This window comes from Methylophilus sp. Leaf416 (assembly GCF_001424665.1).
Lineage (GTDB): Bacteria > Pseudomonadota > Gammaproteobacteria > Burkholderiales > Methylophilaceae > Methylophilus.
The window spans coordinates 315,098-333,122 of the sequence record NZ_LMQS01000001.1; the positions used below are offsets into that span (position 1 = coordinate 315,098).

The 18,025-nt window shown below is 48.7% G+C and carries 17 protein-coding genes; 7 read left to right on the forward strand and 10 right to left on the reverse strand.

The annotated features are described in order from the left end of the window. Positions 1-30 precede the first annotated feature (30 nt). From ASG34_RS01425 to ASG34_RS01455, 7 genes are all read right to left on the reverse strand, one after another. Entirely contained in the window at positions 31-171 is a 141-nt protein-coding gene (locus ASG34_RS01425) for a cbb3-type cytochrome oxidase subunit 3 (protein ID WP_055825643.1), read from the reverse strand. A gap of 11 nt (positions 172-182) precedes the next feature. Further along, a complete protein-coding gene (gene ccoO, locus ASG34_RS01430; RefSeq protein WP_055825648.1) occupies positions 183-809 on the reverse strand; it encodes a cytochrome-c oxidase, cbb3-type subunit II in 627 nt (208 codons plus the stop codon). A 10-nt stretch (positions 810-819) separates the two neighbouring features. After that, positions 820-2,256 carry a cytochrome-c oxidase, cbb3-type subunit I gene (ccoN, locus tag ASG34_RS01435; RefSeq protein ID WP_055825652.1) on the reverse strand — a complete coding sequence of 479 codons (1,437 nt, stop codon included), beginning with the start codon at positions 2,254-2,256 and terminating at the stop codon, positions 820-822. A gap of 102 nt (positions 2,257-2,358) precedes the next feature. After that, a complete protein-coding gene (gene ccoS / locus ASG34_RS01440) occupies positions 2,359-2,496 on the reverse strand; it encodes a cbb3-type cytochrome oxidase assembly protein CcoS (RefSeq protein ID WP_055825655.1) in 138 nt (45 codons plus the stop codon). Positions 2,497-2,500: 4 nt separating this feature from the next. Further along, complete coding sequence (locus ASG34_RS01445; RefSeq protein WP_055827245.1) at positions 2,501-4,792, reverse strand: heavy metal translocating P-type ATPase; 2,292 nt, start codon at positions 4,790-4,792, stop codon at positions 2,501-2,503. A gap of 213 nt (positions 4,793-5,005) precedes the next feature. After that, complete coding sequence (gene metG / locus ASG34_RS01450) at positions 5,006-7,054, reverse strand: methionine--tRNA ligase (protein WP_055825658.1); 2,049 nt, start codon at positions 7,052-7,054, stop codon at positions 5,006-5,008. A gap of 231 nt (positions 7,055-7,285) precedes the next feature. Next, on the reverse strand, positions 7,286-7,744 hold the full coding sequence (locus tag ASG34_RS01455; protein WP_055825661.1) for a fasciclin domain-containing protein: 459 nt from the start codon (positions 7,742-7,744) through the stop codon (positions 7,286-7,288). A gap of 261 nt (positions 7,745-8,005) precedes the next feature. On the opposite strand from ASG34_RS01455, the gene apbC reads away from it, so the two are divergent. Then, positions 8,006-9,094, forward strand: a complete 1,089-nt coding sequence (gene apbC / locus ASG34_RS01460; protein WP_055825664.1) for an iron-sulfur cluster carrier protein ApbC — start codon at positions 8,006-8,008, stop codon at positions 9,092-9,094. Positions 9,095-9,105: 11 nt separating this feature from the next. Next, positions 9,106-9,663, forward strand: a complete 558-nt coding sequence (locus ASG34_RS01465) for a DUF1003 domain-containing protein (protein ID WP_055825667.1) — start codon at positions 9,106-9,108, stop codon at positions 9,661-9,663. A gap of 70 nt (positions 9,664-9,733) precedes the next feature. On the opposite strand, the gene pgl is transcribed toward ASG34_RS01465, so the two are convergent. Then, a complete protein-coding gene (gene pgl / locus ASG34_RS01470; protein WP_055825670.1) occupies positions 9,734-10,420 on the reverse strand; it encodes a 6-phosphogluconolactonase in 687 nt (228 codons plus the stop codon). A 231-nt stretch (positions 10,421-10,651) separates the two neighbouring features. On the opposite strand from pgl, the gene gnd reads away from it, so the two are divergent. The 5 genes from gnd (at position 10,652) to ASG34_RS01495 (ending at position 16,537) form a co-directional block, all read left to right on the forward strand. Further along, positions 10,652-11,557, forward strand: a complete 906-nt coding sequence (gnd, locus tag ASG34_RS01475) for a phosphogluconate dehydrogenase (NAD(+)-dependent, decarboxylating) (protein WP_055825673.1) — start codon at positions 10,652-10,654, stop codon at positions 11,555-11,557. A gap of 108 nt (positions 11,558-11,665) precedes the next feature. Beyond that, positions 11,666-13,141, forward strand: a complete 1,476-nt coding sequence (zwf, locus tag ASG34_RS01480; protein ID WP_055825676.1) for a glucose-6-phosphate dehydrogenase — start codon at positions 11,666-11,668, stop codon at positions 13,139-13,141. A gap of 183 nt (positions 13,142-13,324) precedes the next feature. After that, on the forward strand, positions 13,325-13,894 hold the full coding sequence (dcd, locus tag ASG34_RS01485) for a dCTP deaminase (protein ID WP_055825679.1): 570 nt from the start codon (positions 13,325-13,327) through the stop codon (positions 13,892-13,894). A 64-nt stretch (positions 13,895-13,958) separates the two neighbouring features. Beyond that, complete coding sequence (locus tag ASG34_RS01490) at positions 13,959-14,279, forward strand: GIY-YIG nuclease family protein (RefSeq protein ID WP_055825683.1); 321 nt, start codon at positions 13,959-13,961, stop codon at positions 14,277-14,279. Positions 14,280-14,290: 11 nt separating this feature from the next. Then, the gene (locus ASG34_RS01495) at positions 14,291-16,537 is read left to right on the forward strand and encodes an arginine/lysine/ornithine decarboxylase (protein WP_055825685.1); all 2,247 of its coding nucleotides are present in this window, start codon (positions 14,291-14,293) and stop codon (positions 16,535-16,537) included. A gap of 187 nt (positions 16,538-16,724) precedes the next feature. Here the strand turns inward: ASG34_RS01495 and ASG34_RS01500 are convergent, their stop codons facing one another. Together ASG34_RS01500 and ASG34_RS01505 are read right to left on the reverse strand one after the other, a co-directional pair. Further along, on the reverse strand, positions 16,725-17,210 hold the full coding sequence (locus ASG34_RS01500) for a dihydrofolate reductase (protein WP_055825689.1): 486 nt from the start codon (positions 17,208-17,210) through the stop codon (positions 16,725-16,727). A gap of 10 nt (positions 17,211-17,220) precedes the next feature. After that, positions 17,221-17,760, reverse strand: a complete 540-nt coding sequence (locus tag ASG34_RS01505; RefSeq protein WP_055825692.1) for a peroxiredoxin — start codon at positions 17,758-17,760, stop codon at positions 17,221-17,223. Between the last annotated feature and the right edge of the window lie 265 nt (positions 17,761-18,025).

Consider the following 18,025-nt stretch of genomic DNA (forward strand, 5'->3'; position numbering starts at 1 on the left):
GATGTTTTCCTTAACCTTTTTGCAGAGGTTTTAGTCTTGATCGAACGGCAGGTTCTGCGCGTCCTTGAAATTTTTGGAATTGCGGTTGCGCCATGCCCACACTGCGATCACTACAAACAATACAAAGGTCAGTAATGTAAACAGTATGCGTAATATGCTGATGATGTCCATGGCGCGACTCCTTATTTAAGATGAGTACCGAGTACCTGCAGGAATGCCACCAGCGCATCCATTTCGGTTTTGCCTTTAATGGCAGCACTACCCTCTTTGATCTGTTCATCGGTGTATGGCACGCCTACTTTACGCAGCGCAGCCATGTGGTCACCAATCGTTGCATCATCCACCAGGTTCTCATTCAACCAGGGGTACGCCGGCATGATGGACTCAGGCACGACGTCGCGAGGCTGGTTAAGGTGTACACGGTGCCAGTCATCGCTGTATTTACCGCCTACACGGTGCAGGTCTGGACCCGTACGCTTGCTGCCCCACTGGAACGGATGGTCATACACATATTCACCCGCGACAGAGTAATGGCCGTAACGCAGTGTTTCAGCGTGAAACGGGCGTATCATCTGTGAGTGACAGTTGTAGCAACCTTCACGCAGGTAGATGTCACGACCTGCCAGCTGCAATGCGGTGTAAGGTTGCAAGCCACGGATAGGCTCTGTCAGTGTCTTCTGGAAAAACAAAGGCACGATTTCTGCCAAACCACCGAAAGAGATGGTGATTAAAGTCAGCACGATCAGCAAAAAATTATTGGTTTCGATCTTCTCGTGCAGATTGCCACTATTTTGTTCATGAGATGCCATGATGAATTCCTTAAGCGTGTGCAACCACAGCCGGTATTTCTACCGTGGCTGGTTTGCCGCTAGTTGCTGTTTTATAGGTGTTCCACAACATGATGACTAAACCGCTCATGTACAGGAAACCACCAATCGCACGTGTGAGGTAGTACGGGAATTTTGCTTTTACGCTTTCTACAAAGGTATAAGCCAAAGTACCGTCAGCGTTCATTGCACGCCACATCAACCCTTCCATCACACCGGAAATCCACAATGCTGAGATGTATAACACCACACCAATGGTCGCCATCCAGAAATGCACTTCAATCGCTTTTACGCTATACATCTGTTTCTGGCCGAACAGGCGTGGAATCAGGAAGTACAGGGAACCGATAGAGATGAAACCCACCCAGCCCAATGCACCAGAGTGCACGTGACCTACGGTCCAGTCAGTGTAGTGAGATAACGCGTTCACTGTTTTGATCGCCATCATCGGGCCTTCAAAGGTACTCATACCGTAGAAAGACAATGAAACGATCAGGAAGCGCAAGATAGGGTCTGTGCGCAGTTTATGCCAGGCGCCGGACAAGGTCATGATACCGTTGATCATACCGCCCCAGCTTGGTGCAAACAGAATCAGGGATAACACCATGCCTAAAGACTGGGTCCAGTCAGGCAATGCGGTGTAATGCAGATGGTGAGGACCCGCCCACATATAAGTAAAGATCAGCGCCCAGAAGTGGACGATAGACAAGCTGTAAGAATACACAGGGCGCTCGGCTTGCTTAGGCACGAAGTAGTACATCATGCCCAGGAAGCCCGCTGTCAGGAAGAAACCAACCGCGTTGTGACCATACCACCATTGCACCATCGCGTCCTGTACACCTGCGTAAGCAGAGTAAGACTTGAACCAGCCAGCAGGGATCGCCGCACTCTCAACGATGTGCAACAAAGCCACCGCCAGGATAAACGCCCCGTAGAACCAGTTGGCCACGTAAATATGCTTGACCTTGCGGATACCGATGGTACCGAAGAACACAATCGCGTATGAAATCCATACGATCGCAATCAGGATATCAATTGGCCATTCCAGTTCGCCGTACTCTTTACCCTGGGTGTAACCCAAAGGCAAGGAGATGGCCGCTGCAACAATCACTGCTTGCCAGCCCCAGAAAGTGAAACTCGCCAACTTATCGCTAAACAAGCGGGTCTGGCAGGTACGTTGTACGACATAGTATGAAGTCGCGAACAAAGCACAGCCACCAAATGCAAAAATCACGGCATTGGTATGCAGTGGTCTCAAGCGGCCGAAAGAGGTATATGACAAGCCCAGGTTTAAATCAGGCCACACCAGCTGGGACGCGATAATCACGCCCATCAATGTGCCAAATACACCCCAAACCACTGCCATGATTGCGAATTGGCGAACTACTTTGTCATTGTAGGTCGCAGCCTTCACGGTTGCATCTTGCATGGATTTCTCCCAATCATTAAAACAAACACCCAACATGAAAAACTACTTTTTTTGATGTATGCCCAATGTCGCACACATTAAGTGGCGACGATTTGACACATATCAATCCTGCTCTAATATTCGGGATCCTTCTTCTTCCAGATCCTCAAATTGTCCTGTATGGATGGCCCACCAAAAACCACCCAGTATTACAAACACCAGCAACACCGCCAGCGGTATCAATAAAAACGCTATTTCCATGGAGCTATGCCTGACCTTTCTGCCAGCCGGACTTGTTCCAGTCCGTCAGCCGCAATGCATTAAGCAACACCAACAGCGAACTGGCCGCCATCCCTAAACCTGCCAACCAGGCAGGTAGCAGCCCCATGATCGCTAAAGGCACTCCGGCAGCGTTATAAAGCGCTGCCCATAACAAATTTTGTTTGACGATGAGGATAGTTTTCTTACAGTGCGAAATGAGCGAAACCAGCACACCGATATCATTACCCAATACCACCATATCGGCTTGTGCCTGCGTCAAAGGGACGCCGGTACCCATTGCAATAGAAGTATGCGCTGCTGCAATGACAGGGCCGTCATTCAAACCATCACCAACCATTAAAACTTTCCGCCCCTGTTTTTGCAGCAACATCACGTGTTGCAGCTTATCTTCTGCTTTTTGCAGACCTGACGCACTCTGAATACCGAGTTGTAATGCCAGATTTTTTACCGGCGCTATTCTATCACCAGATAACAGTTGAATATCAAGCCCTTGTGAAATTAATTGTGAAATTGCCGCCTTGGCATGTGGCTTCACCTGCTCCGTCAACGTAAATCGCGCCACCATCACGTTGCCAGCCATTAAATACACCTGGCGCTCTGCCCCAATATCCGATTCCATCACGCCACTGAACTGCGCGTTGCCCAGTTTGACGGCTACAGCAGCTTCGGCTTGCGTATCCAGGGTCGCCGAAATACCGCCACCGACAACTTCCTGCCAGTCATGCATGACCAGGTCAGTGAGCGCATCTTGTTCTACAGCATAAGTATGCAGCGCCTTTGCCACCGGGTGGAGGGAATCGCGGGTGATCGAAGCCAGCATATCCAGAATCAGGGTATTGCCCCAATCAGGATGTGTTTCAGCCAATTGTACCTGTTGCAAGTTCTCGGTCAGCGTGCCGGTTTTATCAAACACGATGGTATCGATTTCACTCATGGCCTGAATCGCCTGCAAGCGGCGGATCAGCACGCCACCTTTGGCAAACGTGCCCGCGCTGGCCAGCATCGCCGCCGGTGTCGCCAGAGACAACGCGCATGGGCAAGTCACCACCAGCACCGCGACCGCCGACATCACGGCTTTGGCCGGGTCTATAGACCACCAGTAACCAACTGCCACCAACGCGGCTAACAACACACCCCACAGAAAAGGTTGCGCGACTTTGTCAGCCAGCAAAGCAATGCCAGGCTTTTCAGTCGATGCGGATGCCATTAAATTCACCAGCGCATGGTATTGCGTGCCCTCGCCCACCTGCTCGACCTGCATCTCAATCACCGAAGTCAGGTTGCCGGAACCGGCAATGACCTGCGCCCCGGTTGGTTTCATCACCGGATCAGATTCGCCGGTAAGCATGGATTCATCGGCACTGGTATTGCCGACAATGACCTTACCATCCGCCGCAAATATCTCGCCTGGGCGAACATACAGAATATCGCCGACATTGATATTGCTGGCCGCAATCTGCACCCACTCGCCTGTTTCACTTTTTTTCAGCACTGCATGCGGCAAGCGGCGCATCATGTTTTCCAGTGCACCGGCAGTACGGTTGCGCAGTTTCACATCCAGCCAGCGCCCGATCAGCAGGAAACTGACGAACATGGTGAGTGAGTCGTAATACACCACATCACCCCACCAGCCGCCAGGCGCAAAGGTTGCCAGTGTGCTCATGACAAAGGCAGTGATAATGCCAAGCGACACCGGCACATCCATACCGAGCTGGCGCTGCTTGAGACTAATCCAGGCCTGGGACAAAAACGGCGTTGCCGAAAACAGCATCACCGGCAACGTCAGCACCCATGACGCCCACTTCATCAATTGCACCATATCCGGTGCCATGTCATTGCTATCGGCGGTATAGGTCGGGTAAGCGTACATCATGACCTGCATCATGCAGAAAACCGCGACTACCAGCCGCCAGAGCATCTTGCGCTGCTGGACGGTTCTATTGGTAATGGCGTTGTATTCGTTGACTGGCATGGCGGTATAGCCAATCTCATCCAGATTGGCAAACCATTGCGAAGGGGAAATTTTTTGTGCATCCCAAACCACGCGTACGCGTTTCGAAGCTGCGCTGGCGTACACTGCAAGTACACCGGGAAGTTGCTTGATGGTCTGCTCAATGCGCCCGCTGCAAGCGGCGCAGTGCATAGAATCGACCCAGACGTGCGAGGTCCACACATGCGAAGAACTGGTATCACGCTGGCTAAAACGTTCCCATTCGGACTGGATATCCAGCCCTTGCCAGGGATTTGCACCGCTCAGTGCTTGGGACGCTGCCATTGCAATATGGACCATTCGTGAAACATTATACAACTTTATATTATATGATTGAATATAATATAAAACAATGATTTAGCCGGGATTTGAAATGTTTATTAACACCGAAAACGGCTGTATTTTCTTTGATTTAGCGCAAGGAATTGCTAAATAAGACAACCCAGTTATGACAGATGTCGGCGCATTCCGTTCCGGAACATCATCATTCAGTGTGCATTATTTGACACGCATACCAGGTTGCGCTCCACTGTCTGGTGAAAGAATATACGGTCCGCCACGCTCATCACTGGCTGCCAGTACCATGCCTTCACTCATGCCGAACTTCATCTTGCGTGGCGCCAGGTTTGCCACCATCACGGTCAGGCGACCGACCAGGGTGGCCGGGTCATAGGCAGACTTAATCCCAGCAAAAATCTGGCGCGGCTGTGCTTCGCCAATATCCAGCATTAATTTCAGCAGTTTTTCTGCGCCTTCCACATGCTCGGCACTGACGATTTTTGCAATGCGTAAATCCACCTTGGCAAAATCATCAATCGAGATATAAACACCCTCTTCTGCTGGCTTGCTTTCGACTTTCGCCTCAGCTTTAACGACTGGCGCAGCTTCAGTTGCCTGCAAGTTTTCCTTGTTGGCTGCCACCATGGCTTCGATCTGCTTGCCTTCCAGACGCGTCACCATATGTGAATACGGCTGTATGGTTTGCGAACCCAACCCAAATGCCGCATCGGCCCACTGCAAAGGTTCGACATCGAAGAAAGCCTCAACCGCCGTTGCAATATTTGGCAGCACTGGTTTCAGGTAAATCGTCAGTATGCGGAACATTTCCAGCGCGTTACTGCAAATGGCATGCAATTCCAGCGATTTACTTTCATCTTTCGCTACCACCCATGGTGCCGCCTCCGCCACATAGGCATTGGCTGCATCTGTCAGTTTCATAACTTCGCGCAAGGCACGCGCAAAATCACGCGCTGTAAAAGCTTCAGCAATCGCCGGTGCAGCAGCACGCATATCATCGATCACCGTATGCTGGGCAGGAATGATTTTGTTGTCGAATTTCTTGGCAATGAATCCGGCAGTACGGCTGGCGATATTGATGTATTTACCTACCAGGTCGCTGTTGACACGTGCGACAAAATCTTCCAGGTTCAGGTCGATATCTTCCATACTGCCATTCAGCTTGGCGGCATAGTAATAGCGTAAATACTCAGGATTCTTGACGTGATCCAGGTAACTGCGCGCCGTGATAAACGTGCCACGCGACTTGGACATTTTCTCGCCATTCACGGTCAGGAAACCATGCGCAAATACCTGTGTCGGCGTGCGGTGACCGGAATACTCCAGTGTCGCCGGCCAGAACAAGGCATGGAAGTAAAGAATGTCTTTACCGATAAAATGATACAGCTCGGTGGTGGAATCCTTTTTCCAGTATTCGTCAAAATTCAAATCAGCCTTGCCGCACAAGTTCTTAAAACTGGCCATATAGCCAATCGGCGCATCCAGCCAGACATAAAAATACTTACCCGGCGCATCAGGAATCTCAAAACCGAAATAAGGCGCATCCCGCGAAATATCCCAGTCAGATAATTTGTTCTCACCCGCTTCGCCCAACCACTCATTCATTTTATTGGCAGCTTCGGCTTGCAACGTGCCGGAGCGGGTCCAGTCACGCAAGAAATCTACACATTCGCTTAACTTAAAGAAGTAGTGCTCAGTCTCTTTACGTACCGGTGTCGCGCCAGACACTGCAGAATAAGGATTGATTAATTCTGTCGGGCTGTAAGTGGTGCCGCAGACTTCACAGTTATCACCATATTGATCCTTGGAGTGGCATTTGGGGCACTCGCCTTTGATAAAGCGGTCCGGCAAAAACATGCTTTTGACCGGGTCAAAATACTGTTCAATCGTCTTATTGGCGATCTTGCCATTAGCCTTGAGCGCACGGTAGATATTACCGGACAACTGGCGGTTCTCTTCCGAGTTGGTGGAATAGTAGTTATCAAACTGCACCAGGAAATCGGAAAAATCCTGGCTATGCTCAACATGCACCTTTTCAATCAGCGCTTCTGGGGTGATGCCTTCTTTTTCCGCACGGAGCATGATCGGTGTGCCATGCGTGTCATCCGCGCAAACGTAATGCACAGTATGGCCCTGCATTTTCTGAAATCGCACCCAGATATCGGTTTGAATATATTCAACCAGATGCCCCAAATGGATACTGCCATTGGCATAAGGAAGTGCAGAAGTGACCAATATTTTGCGTGTCATGACACCGTAACCAAAACTTAAAACGACTATTTTAGCAAACCCGTTGCAGTTTCAACGAATCTTTATGCCATTCGACACCACATATCACTCGCCGTAAATCATATTGCCCGCGATTAGCAGGCAATATAATGAGTAGCAATGCCACAACCATTTATTGCAGCAACATTGGCGAAATCAATAATGCTTGATTGGCCTTAAGCTTTGGCAAAGACTGATTACGCTCACAATTCACTAACTTTTAGGAATCAGCACAGCACTCACAGTATGAATCACACCATTATCGGCATTGAGTTCATTGCCTTCCACTGCAACATTATTTACTTTTACGCCTTCGGTAACAGATAGCTTCAAATTTGCGCCCTCTAGTGATTTTATTTGACCGGCACTCACATCAGCCTGTGTAATTTTTCCAGGATATATATGATAGCTGAGCACTTTTTTTAACTCGATTGGGTTAGCTAATAATGCATTTAATTTGGCTTTGGAAAGTTTGGCAAAAGCGGCATCATCGGGTGCAAACAAGGTAATCGGCCCATCGCCATTCAAGGTGCTTTCAAGGCCTGCCACTTTTACCGCTTTTAAAAAAGTTTTAAAGCTGCCATCTTGCTGAGCTGTTTGTAACAAGGTATCTGCATAAACAACACTGGAAAGGCTCATGGCCAGGGCAGTGAGTGCGAGTATTTTTTTCATATTATTTTCTCCTGATAAATGGGTAACTTAAATGTTCGGGCACAAATCTCTGTTACCGATGTATCCACATTATCCGTGGAGCCTTACGAGTAACTTACCAGAGCATACTTACAGCTTACAGCCACCTTACTGGTCGGACGGAGAACGTGCCTTGGTACCTAATTTAATGGCTAAATCGCATAGAGTCTGCATGACTAGGAGTGCTCAATGGAGTAAGATACCCGCTCTCTTTAGTCAGGCATTACCTCAGGAATCCCAGGCATGGCCATCAGCGAATTATTGATTCAAAGCACCTTAAAACTTTGCATAGACCCAAATACTGGTAAAGATTTTATCAGTGCCAAATCCATCAAAAATATCCAGATTAACGGTAATGATGTCAGCCTGGATGTGGTGTTGGGCTACCCGGCACAAACCCAGTTTGATGTGATTCGCCAGCAAGTGGCGGATGCACTGAGAACTATGGATGGCATAGGCAACATCACGGTCAATGTCGGTTCGCGTATCGTGGCACACAGCGTACAGCGTGGTGTTAACTTGCTACCCAATGTGAAAAACGTGATTGCCGTGGCATCAGGCAAAGGTGGCGTTGGCAAATCCACCACCTCAGTGAATCTGGCCTTGGCCTTGGCGGCTGAAGGTGCAACTGTAGGCTTGCTGGATGCAGATATCTACGGGCCTAGCCAACCGCAAATGCTGGGTATCAGCGGTCGCCCGGATAGTGCCGATGGTAAAAGCATAGAGCCTATGCGCGCGCATGGCATTCAGGCCATGAGTATCGGTTTTCTGGTGGATACCGATACGCCTATGGTCTGGCGCGGGCCTATGGTGACTGGTGCGCTGGAGCAGTTATTAAGAGATACCCGCTGGCAAGACCTGGATTACCTGGTGATTGACCTGCCGCCCGGCACCGGCGATATCCAACTGACCCTGGCTCAGAAAATCCCGGTCACTGGTGCGATTATCGTGACTACGCCACAGGACATTGCCCTGCTCGATGCGCGCAAAGGTCTCAAAATGTTTGAGAAAGTCGGCATCCCTATCCTGGGTATTGTCGAAAACATGAGCACGCATATTTGCACCAACTGCGGTCATGAAGAGCATATTTTTGGCGCGGGTGGCGGCGAATTGATGGCCAAGGATTACAACGTGGATCTGCTGGGGAGCTTGCCGCTGGATATTAATATCCGCATGCAGGCGGATAGCGGCCAACCGACTGTGGTTGCTACCCCGGATAGCAAAATTTCAAGCACGTATAAACAGATCGCGCGCAAGGCGGCCAGCAAGATTGCGATTGCCAATTTGGACCATAGTGCCAAGTTTCCCAACATTGTGATTCAAAAAACCTAGAAAGAAATCGCATGACTATCCGTGAGCACCATATCGCAGAAGACCTGATTGGCGCGCAGTACGAGGCCATGGATGAGCATACACAAAAGGTGGCGAGACAGCTGACCGAGCGCCGCCATATTTCACGTAACCCATCACAAAAATCCGGCCAACCCTCCGATCTCGGCCAGCGTGCTGCGGATGCCGTGGCGCGTTTTGGTGGGTCTTGGACATTTATTTTTGCGTTTATTTTTGTTCTCGTTGCGTGGGTTATATTGAATTCTGTCATCTTGCTTCACTATGACCGTGCGTTTGACCCCTACCCTTACATCCTGCTCAATTTGTTTTTATCCATGCTGGCATCGATACAGGCGCCGATTATATTGATGTCACAAAACCGCGAAGCCGAAATTGACCGTAGGCAGGCCGAACATGATTACGAAGTGAATCTCAAAGCAGAATTAGAGATTCTGCTTTTACACGAGAAATTGGATGATTTACGCGAGCACCAGTGGCAGGAGCTTATTCAGTTTCAGCAACAGCAAATTCAATTACTGGAAAAGTTACTCACTGAAAAGAGTAGTAAATAAAGCATCTAAATTTAAGGTATAAAAAAAGCGCCTGTGGGCGCTTTTTTTATTTTTCGCTATAACTACAGTTCTATTTCAGCTCAACACCAAAACAGTATACATCCACCCCGTTTGGCGACTGAATCAACTTTGCCGGGATCGCAACACCTTTACGCCAGTTATCAACCGCCTCTTGTTTGCCGGCACCAGTCACCAGAAACATGACTTCATTGGTATTGTTCAAACGGTCCTGACTAATGGTAATCCGGTCGGCAGGTGGTTTTGGCGAGTTGTAGACTGGCACCACGTCAGCAGTGTTATCAACCAGCTGGCCCGGGAACAGGCTCGCAGTATGGCCATCTTCGCCCAAACCTAGAATGACCAGGTCAAATGTACGCACACCTTTTAAAGTCTGTGCATACGCCTTGGCACCTTCAACATTGCCCAACTCAGCAGGGATATCATGAATCTGGTTTTGTGGAATCGCTACGTGGTTTAGCCACGCTTCACGCGCCATTTTGCTATTGCGCTCGGCATGATCGGCTGGCAGGCATCTGTCATCGTTATGATATATATGCCATTTTGACCAGTCTGCATCGGCTTTCGCCAGTAACTGATAGACAGCTTTAGGCGTACTGCCCCCAGCTAACACCACCAGGAAATTACCATGCTTGGCAATGGCTTCATCAGCTGCGGCTAAAATGCGCTGTAAAGCTGCCTGGTTAATTTCATCTTGTGATTGAAAAGTGTGCCAACGTGTTTGAGAGTTCAAAGACATAAAAAACCTGTAAGAAAACGATACAAAACAACTTTAAGTCATTCACAAAAACACTTTGTGACATTTTTGTTAAATAACAAAATGCAGCCTTTCAGTCGCTGGCTGCATTTGTTATAATTATAACCGACTCGACATGATAATTCTGCAAAATTATCAAATAACCCGCTCGGGTTCATGCCATCCAAAAGATGGGTGTTTCAATAACTGTCCTTACACCATAGGAAAATCCTGATGAAATTAGCAATGATTGGCTTGGGCAAAATGGGCGGCAATATGGCTGCACGTTTGCTTCGTCACAAAATCAACGTGGTTGGTTTTGACTTTAATACCGAATTCGTAAACAAATTAGTAAAAGACGAAGGCCTGGAAGCAGCAACCTCAGTTGCTGATGCAGTTAGCAAACTGGAAGGCCAAAAAATCGTCTGGTTGATGTTACCAGCTGGTGAAATCACTGAAAACCAAATCAAAGACCTGATTCCACTGCTGAACAAAGGCGATATTATCGTTGATGGTGGTAACTCTAACTACAAACACAGCCAACGTCGTGGCGCTTTATTAGCTGAACATGGTATCGGCTTTATCGACTGTGGTACTTCCGGTGGTATCTGGGGCCTGGATAATGGCTATTGCCTGATGTACGGTGGCGAAAAACAATACGCTGACGTATTGGCACCTTATGCACAAGCATTAACACACGCTGACCGCGGTTGGGCACACGTTGGTCCAGTCGGTTCCGGCCACTTCACCAAAATGATCCATAACGGTATCGAATACGGCATGATGCAAGCATTTGCTGAAGGTTTGGACCTGATCAAAGGCAAGGAAGATTTCCATCTTGACCTGGCGCAAATCACTGAATTGTGGCGTCATGGTTCTGTAGTACGCAGCTGGTTGCTTGACCTGACTGCAGAAGCCCTGAAAGACGACCAGAAACTGGAAGCCATTGCACCATACGTTGCTGACTCAGGTGAAGGCCGCTGGACAGTGGTTGAAGCGGTTGAGCAAGGCGTTGCCGCCCCAGTATTGACAGTGGCATTGCAAGCACGTTTCCGCAGCCAGGACTCAAAAGGTTACAGTTATAAACTGCTTTCCCTGATGCGTAATGCATTTGGCGGTCACGCAGTAAAAACCAAGTAATAAAACAGGCCTCTCTTGATGAGAGGCTTTTTTGCTTATTACTAGTGATGTTTAAAATATGGGAAAGGCTTGCCCTTTCCCGTTTACATTTTTATCTTAAGGTTAGAAATGACGAATAAAATTGATCCATGCACACTGGTGCTGTTTGGCGCTAGTGGTAACCTGGCCCGCGTAAAACTTTATCCTGGCTTATTCAGGCTGGACTCACTGGGCCGCTTGCCAGCAGAACTGAAAATTGTCGGCGTTGGCCGCCAAGTGGTTGATCTTGAAGCCTGGCGTGCAGACATCAAAAGCATGCTGGATGCCAAATTTAAAAAAGGCTACGACCAGGCCGTGTTTGAGCGCTTTATTGCGCGAAACTTCTACCATGCCAACCCGCCAACCGACCCTGATGCATTCAGCAAGCTGAAAGCAACGCTGAGCGATGAGTCTGTATTCCCGCAGAATCTGGCCTACTTCCTGTCAGTACGTCCGGTGGATTTTGCTCCGGTAGTGGAATCACTGGCGAATGTCGGCCTGACACAAGAAGACAAATACTGGCGCCGTGTGGTGATCGAGAAACCGTTTGGTACCGATTTACCATCTGCGAAAGAACTGCAAGCAGCGATTACCAAGCACCTGAAAGAAAGCCAGATCTACCGTATCGATCATTACCTGGGTAAATCTGCACTGCAAAATATCTTGCTGCAACGCTTTACCAATACTGTGCTTGAGCCGATCTGGAATAACCAGTATGTGGACCACGTACAAATCACCAACACCGAAATGCTGGGTGTAGGCGACCGCACCCAATTCTACGACAGCACCGGCGCATTGCGTGACATGTTGCAAAGCCACATTCTGCAAACCCTGGCACTGACCGCGATGGAATTGCCTAAGGACTTATCTCCTGAAGGTGTGCGTGACGCAAAAATCGCATTGCTGGAGCAAATTCGCCCGATTCCGGTTGATGAACTGGAAAAACACGCATTCCGTGCGCAATATAGCGCTGGCGAAATCAATGGCGAAAAAGTACCGGGTTACCTGGAAGAGCTGGGCAACAATGACAGCGTGGTTGAGACTTATGCCGCACTGAAACTGTTTATCGACAATCCACGCTGGAAAGGTGTGCCATTTTACATCCGCACCGCTAAACGCCTGCACGAAGCCGATACACGTATTGCTATCCGCTTTAAAAAAGCGCCGCTGCAAATCAATGACCAGGACCAGAACTGGCTCATCATTGGTATTCAGCCACGCGAATGCATCAAACTGGAAATCCAATCCAAGATCCCTGGCCTGGATATTCAAACGCGCACCATCCAGCTGGATGCCGCCAACCGTTGGGATAGTGATGACTCCGTAGATGCATACGAAGCTTTATTGCTGAACCTGATGCAAGGTGACAACTCCAACTACCTGCACATTTCTGAAGCTGAAGCGCAATGGCGCCTGGTTGATCCGGTCGTTAAAGCATGGGCTGAAGACAAGCGTCCGGTATATCAATACCCTGCCGGTAGCCGTGACCCGGCAGCGTCTAAAGTGATCTTCGAAAGTGAAGATCAGTTCTGGCGTTACAGCATTGAATTGGGCGGCGACAAATAAGCACTTGCGGTAGGAATACCGCAGGCTTAAATAATCGCCAAAAATTCATAAAAAAGTTTGCAAAACTGACAGCATTTATTGTTATTATTTGCACCTACTAAAAGCGGAGTTTGAAACTCCGCTTTTTTCTCTTTATTTGCAAGTACACAAGCGCCACAAAACGCGCAAAGACTGGATATCGGAATGAGCATTAAGTCGGACAAATGGATACGCAGAATGGCTGAACAACACGGCATGATTGAGCCGTTTTCGCCGACACTGATACGCGAAGAGAATGGCGGGAAAATCGTTTCATACGGTACGTCATCCTATGGTTACGATATCCGCTGTGCTGACGAATTCCGCGTGTTTACCAATATCAACAGCACCATTGTCGACCCGAAACAGTTTGACCCGCAATCATTTGTCGAAGTATCTGGCAAAGGCTATTGCGTGATTCCGCCCAATTCGTTTGCATTGGCCCGCACGGTTGAATATTTCCGCATCCCGCGCTCGGTATTGACTATTTGCCTGGGAAAATCCACGTATGCGCGTTGCGGCATCATTGTAAATGTCACACCATTTGAACCAGAGTGGGAAGGCTATGTCACACTGGAGTTCAGCAATACAACTCCGCTGCCTGCCAAAATTTACGCAGGAGAAGGTTGCGCCCAAGTACTGTTTTTTGAATCTGATGAAGTGTGCGAAACCAGCTATAAAGATCGCGGTGGCAAATATCAGGGCCAGGTCGGTGTGACGCTACCAAAGATTTAAATTTGTCCGTCATTCTGGCGCAGGCCAGAATCCAGGCCTGATAAAAACTCCCCATGACTTTGATATGCAACCATCTGTTTATATCATGACTAATCAACGCAATGGGACATTGTATATCGGAGTTACATCTAACCTCATACAGCGAATTTGGCAACATAAACATGGGGCGAGTGAAGGCTTTACCAAGAAATATGGTTTACACATACTTGTTTGGTATGAATTACACGCCACCATGGAATCCGCTATTACCCGTGAAAAACAACTTAAATTTTGGAAGCGTATCGCTAAATTACGCATTATTGAACAGATGAATCCAGATTGGCTGGATCTGTATCCTGAAATTACTGGTCTGGATTCTGGCCTACGCCAGAATGACAGCCATTAAAAAGGTAGACTATGAAATTCCGTTTCCCCGTCGTCATTATTGATGAAGACTTCCGCTCCGAGAACTCTTCCGGTCTCGGCATCCGCGTATTGGCTAAAGCGATTGAAGAGGAAGGGACTGAAGTACTGGGCGTCACCAGTTACGGCGACCTAACCTCATTCGCACAACAGCAAAGCCGTGCCTCTGCGTTTATCCTGTCAATTGATGATGAAGAAATCGTCGAAGAAAAACCGGAAGCGATCGAACAACTGCGTAATTTTGTGCAGGAAATACGTTACCGCAATGAGGAAATCCCGATTTTCCTGCACGGCGAAACGCGTACCAGCCGCCATATCCCGAACGATGTGTTGCGTGAACTGCATGGCTTTATTCACATGAATGAAGACACGCCCGAGTTCGTGGCGCGTCTGATTATCCGTGAAGCTAAAGCTTACCTTGATAGCCTGCCGCCGCCTTTCTTCAAGGCTTTGACACATTACGCTGCCGATGGCTCTTATTCCTGGCACTGCCCTGGTCACTCTGGTGGCGTGGCTTTCCTGAAATCGCCAGTAGGCCAGATGTTCCACCAGTTTTTTGGTGAAAACATGCTACGTGCCGACGTCTGTAACGCGGTTGATGAATTGGGCCAGTTACTGGACCATACCGGCCCGGTGGCAGCTTCAGAGCGCAATGCAGCACGCATCTATAACTGCGACCATTTGTACTTTGTAACCAACGGCACATCGACTTCCAACAAAATCGTCTGGAACTCGACTGTTGCCCCGGGTGACATTGTGGTGGTTGACCGTAACTGCCATAAATCCGTGTTGCACTCGATCATTATGACCGGCGCGATTCCGGTGTTCCTGATGCCGACCCGTAACCATTTCGGTATTATCGGCCCCATCCCGAAAAGTGAATTTGCCTGGGAAAATATCCAGAAGAAAATCGCGCGCAATCCATTTGCCAGTGACAAAAATGCCAAACCACGTGTATTGACCATTACACAATCTACTTACGATGGCGTGTTATACAACGTGGAAGAAATCAAGGAAATGCTGGATGGCAAGATCGACACCCTGCACTTTGATGAAGCCTGGTTGCCACATGCGACTTTCCATGATTTCTATGGTGATTACCATGCCATTGGCGCTGACCGCCCGCGTTGTAAAGAGTCTATGGTGTTCTCTACCCAATCCACCCACAAACTGCTGGCCGGCTTAAGCCAGGCTTCGCAGATTCTGGTGCAAGATGCACAGGACAATCATCTGGACAGGGACTTATTCAACGAAGCCTACCTGATGCACACCTCGACCAGTCCGCAATATTCGATTATTGCCAGCTGTGACGTCGCTGCTGCCATGATGGAAGCGCCTGGCGGTACTGCTTTAGTGGAAGAGTCGCTGAAAGAAGCGCTGGACTTCCGTCGCGCCATGCGCAAGGTGGACGAAGAATGGGGCACCGACTGGTGGTTTAAAGTCTGGGGACCAACAGATTTGTCTGAAGATGGCCTGGAAGAGCGCGACGCCTGGATGCTGAAAGCCAACGAGCGCTGGCATGGTTTCGGCAACCTGGCCGAAGGCTTTAACATGCTGGATCCGATTAAAGCGACTATCATTACTCCCGGCTTGGACGTGGACGGTGATTTCTCTGAAGAATTTGGTATCCCTGCAGCCATTGTGACCAAATATCTTGCTGAACACGGTGTGATTGTAGAAAAAACCGGCCTCTATTCTTTCTTTATCATGTTCACCATCGGCATTACCAAAGGCCGCTGGAACACCATGGTGGCTGCGTTGCAGCAGTTTAAAGACGACTACGACAAGAACCAGCCATTATGGAAGGTATTGCCGGAATTCGTACAGAAACATCCGCGTTATGAGCGCATAGGCCTGAAAGATTTGTCTACACAAATCCATGAGGTCTATAAAGCCAATGACGTCGCACGCCTGACCACGGAAATGTATCTGTCGGATATGGTGCCTGCCATGAAACCTACTGATGCCTTCTCAAAAATGGCACACCGCAAGATTGAGCGTGTGGCGATTGATGATTTGGAAGAGCGTGTCACGGCAGTATTGCTGACGCCCTACCCGCCTGGCATTCCATTGCTGATTCCTGGCGAGCGTTTCAATAAGGTAATTGTGAATTACCTGAAATTTGCACGCGAGTTTAACGAGAAGTTCCCTGGTTTTGAGACGGATAACCATGGATTGGTTAAGCAGTTGGTGAATGGTAAAGCAGAGTATTTTGTTGATTGTGTTAAGCAGGAAGATTAGGAATTAGCTAAATTGTCGTAGAGTTTATATGCTTTATGCTCCGCTGCATTTCACCACCCGGCGAGTTACGTTTCTTTGCTACCCGAAGCATCAGTAACTCGCCGCGCCGTATGGCGAAAAACATTGGTTAGCGCTAAAACTAGATATCTATGTGAACAAGGTAGCTCAAACCAACAGTTAATGTGAGCTAAACACGCTTTTGATACACTAAATCACTATAGTGCAAGCCATTTTCCGAAATATTAGCCTCTTCAGAAACCAGCTCCCAATCAGCCATTTCAATGGCTGGAAAAAAAGCATCCCCTCGCACTTGTGCAAACACACGCGTGAGATACAAGCGTGTCACAACTGGCAAGCCCTGCAGATACAGCTCAGCCCCACCAATCAGAAATGGCTCGCTATCTCCCGCACACGCCGCCAGCGCCTCGGGAATCGAATGCACCACCTTCGCCCCTTCAACCTTGTAATCCGGATCGCGGGTAACAATGACAGTCGTCCGTCCCGGCAACAACCGCCCCAGTGACTCATACGTTTTGCGGCCCATAATAATATGATGCCCCATAGTGAGTTTCTTGAAACGTTTCAAATCTTCCGGCAGGTGCCAGGGCAGCTGGTTATTGTGACCAATCACACGGTTATCCGCGTGCGCTACGATCAGGGATAGTGCTTGCATCGTATTCTTCTTAAAAAGCTGAAAGGCGTTTCAGGTCATTGATAATCACTTGGCTATGCCCGTCAGGATTCACGTTACTGTAAATCTCCGCAATGGTGCCTTGCGGATCAATCACAAAGGTTGTGCGTTTGGCTATCTGGATCACCATCAGGTTAAATAATGCACCATAGGCATCTGCAACCTGGCCATTGGTGTCGGCAAGCAAGGGGAACGGTAAACGATGTTTGTGCGCAAACCCGGCATGGCTGGCAACGTTATCGACGCTGATGCCTACTACCTCGGCGCCCAAAGCATGAATTTGCTGGATATCGTCACGAAACTGACAGGCTTCTTTGGTGCAGCCGGGTGTATCGTCTTTAGGATAGAAATAAAGCACCACCCATTTGCCTTGCCAATCAGCCAGGCGACGCTTACCGCCCTGAGCATCCGATAGTTTAAAGTCTGGTGCTTTCATACCTACACTGAGTCTTGCTGAAGGCTGGCTATACTGACGATAGCCCCATACGGCCAACCACAATATCAGCCCATACATAACCAGTTTGACAAGCATTCGCATTTTTCCTCTCTAAATCAGGCCCCAAGGCGGATGGGCCGTTGACGCAATAAGCTGCTTATTGTACCTTAAGGAAGCTATGGTTAAGAGCAGCTTCCAAGCCAAACTTGGTGCAAATATAAAATTTTTACACGGTATATATCTGATATATAAGGAGAAATTTTTTAGAGCACATGTTAGCTTTAAAGAGTGTTCAAGCTATGCATACTTAAATCCGCCATCTACTTTTAAGGCACACTACAAACGCGTGAAGTATCGCAGT

Excerpts from the sequence above, each read along its gene's own strand:
- ASG34_RS01495 (WP_055825685.1), top strand. The coding sequence starts at position 14,291 with ATGAAATTCCGTTTCCCCGTCGTCATTATTGATGAAGACTTCCGCTCC.
- ASG34_RS01500 (WP_055825689.1), bottom strand. The coding sequence starts at position 17,210 with ATGCAAGCACTATCCCTGATCGTAGCGCACGCGGATAACCGTGTGATT.
- metG (WP_055825658.1), bottom strand. The coding sequence starts at position 7,054 with ATGACACGCAAAATATTGGTCACTTCTGCACTTCCTTATGCCAATGGC.
- ASG34_RS01445 (WP_055827245.1), bottom strand. The coding sequence starts at position 4,792 with ATGGCAGCGTCCCAAGCACTGAGCGGTGCAAATCCCTGGCAAGGGCTG.
- ASG34_RS01490 (WP_055825683.1), top strand. The coding sequence starts at position 13,959 with ATGCAACCATCTGTTTATATCATGACTAATCAACGCAATGGGACATTG.
- dcd (WP_055825679.1), top strand. The coding sequence starts at position 13,325 with ATGAGCATTAAGTCGGACAAATGGATACGCAGAATGGCTGAACAACAC.
- zwf (WP_055825676.1), top strand. The coding sequence starts at position 11,666 with ATGACGAATAAAATTGATCCATGCACACTGGTGCTGTTTGGCGCTAGT.
- apbC (WP_055825664.1), top strand. The coding sequence starts at position 8,006 with ATGGCCATCAGCGAATTATTGATTCAAAGCACCTTAAAACTTTGCATA.
- ASG34_RS01455 (WP_055825661.1), bottom strand. The coding sequence starts at position 7,744 with ATGAAAAAAATACTCGCACTCACTGCCCTGGCCATGAGCCTTTCCAGT.
- ccoN (WP_055825652.1), bottom strand. The coding sequence starts at position 2,256 with ATGCAAGATGCAACCGTGAAGGCTGCGACCTACAATGACAAAGTAGTT.
- ccoS (WP_055825655.1), bottom strand. The coding sequence starts at position 2,496 with ATGGAAATAGCGTTTTTATTGATACCGCTGGCGGTGTTGCTGGTGTTT.
- ASG34_RS01465 (WP_055825667.1), top strand. The coding sequence starts at position 9,106 with ATGACTATCCGTGAGCACCATATCGCAGAAGACCTGATTGGCGCGCAG.
- pgl (WP_055825670.1), bottom strand. The coding sequence starts at position 10,420 with ATGTCTTTGAACTCTCAAACACGTTGGCACACTTTTCAATCACAAGAT.
- gnd (WP_055825673.1), top strand. The coding sequence starts at position 10,652 with ATGAAATTAGCAATGATTGGCTTGGGCAAAATGGGCGGCAATATGGCT.
- ccoO (WP_055825648.1), bottom strand. The coding sequence starts at position 809 with ATGGCATCTCATGAACAAAATAGTGGCAATCTGCACGAGAAGATCGAA.
- ASG34_RS01425 (WP_055825643.1), bottom strand. The coding sequence starts at position 171 with ATGGACATCATCAGCATATTACGCATACTGTTTACATTACTGACCTTT.
- ASG34_RS01505 (WP_055825692.1), bottom strand. The coding sequence starts at position 17,760 with ATGCTTGTCAAACTGGTTATGTATGGGCTGATATTGTGGTTGGCCGTA.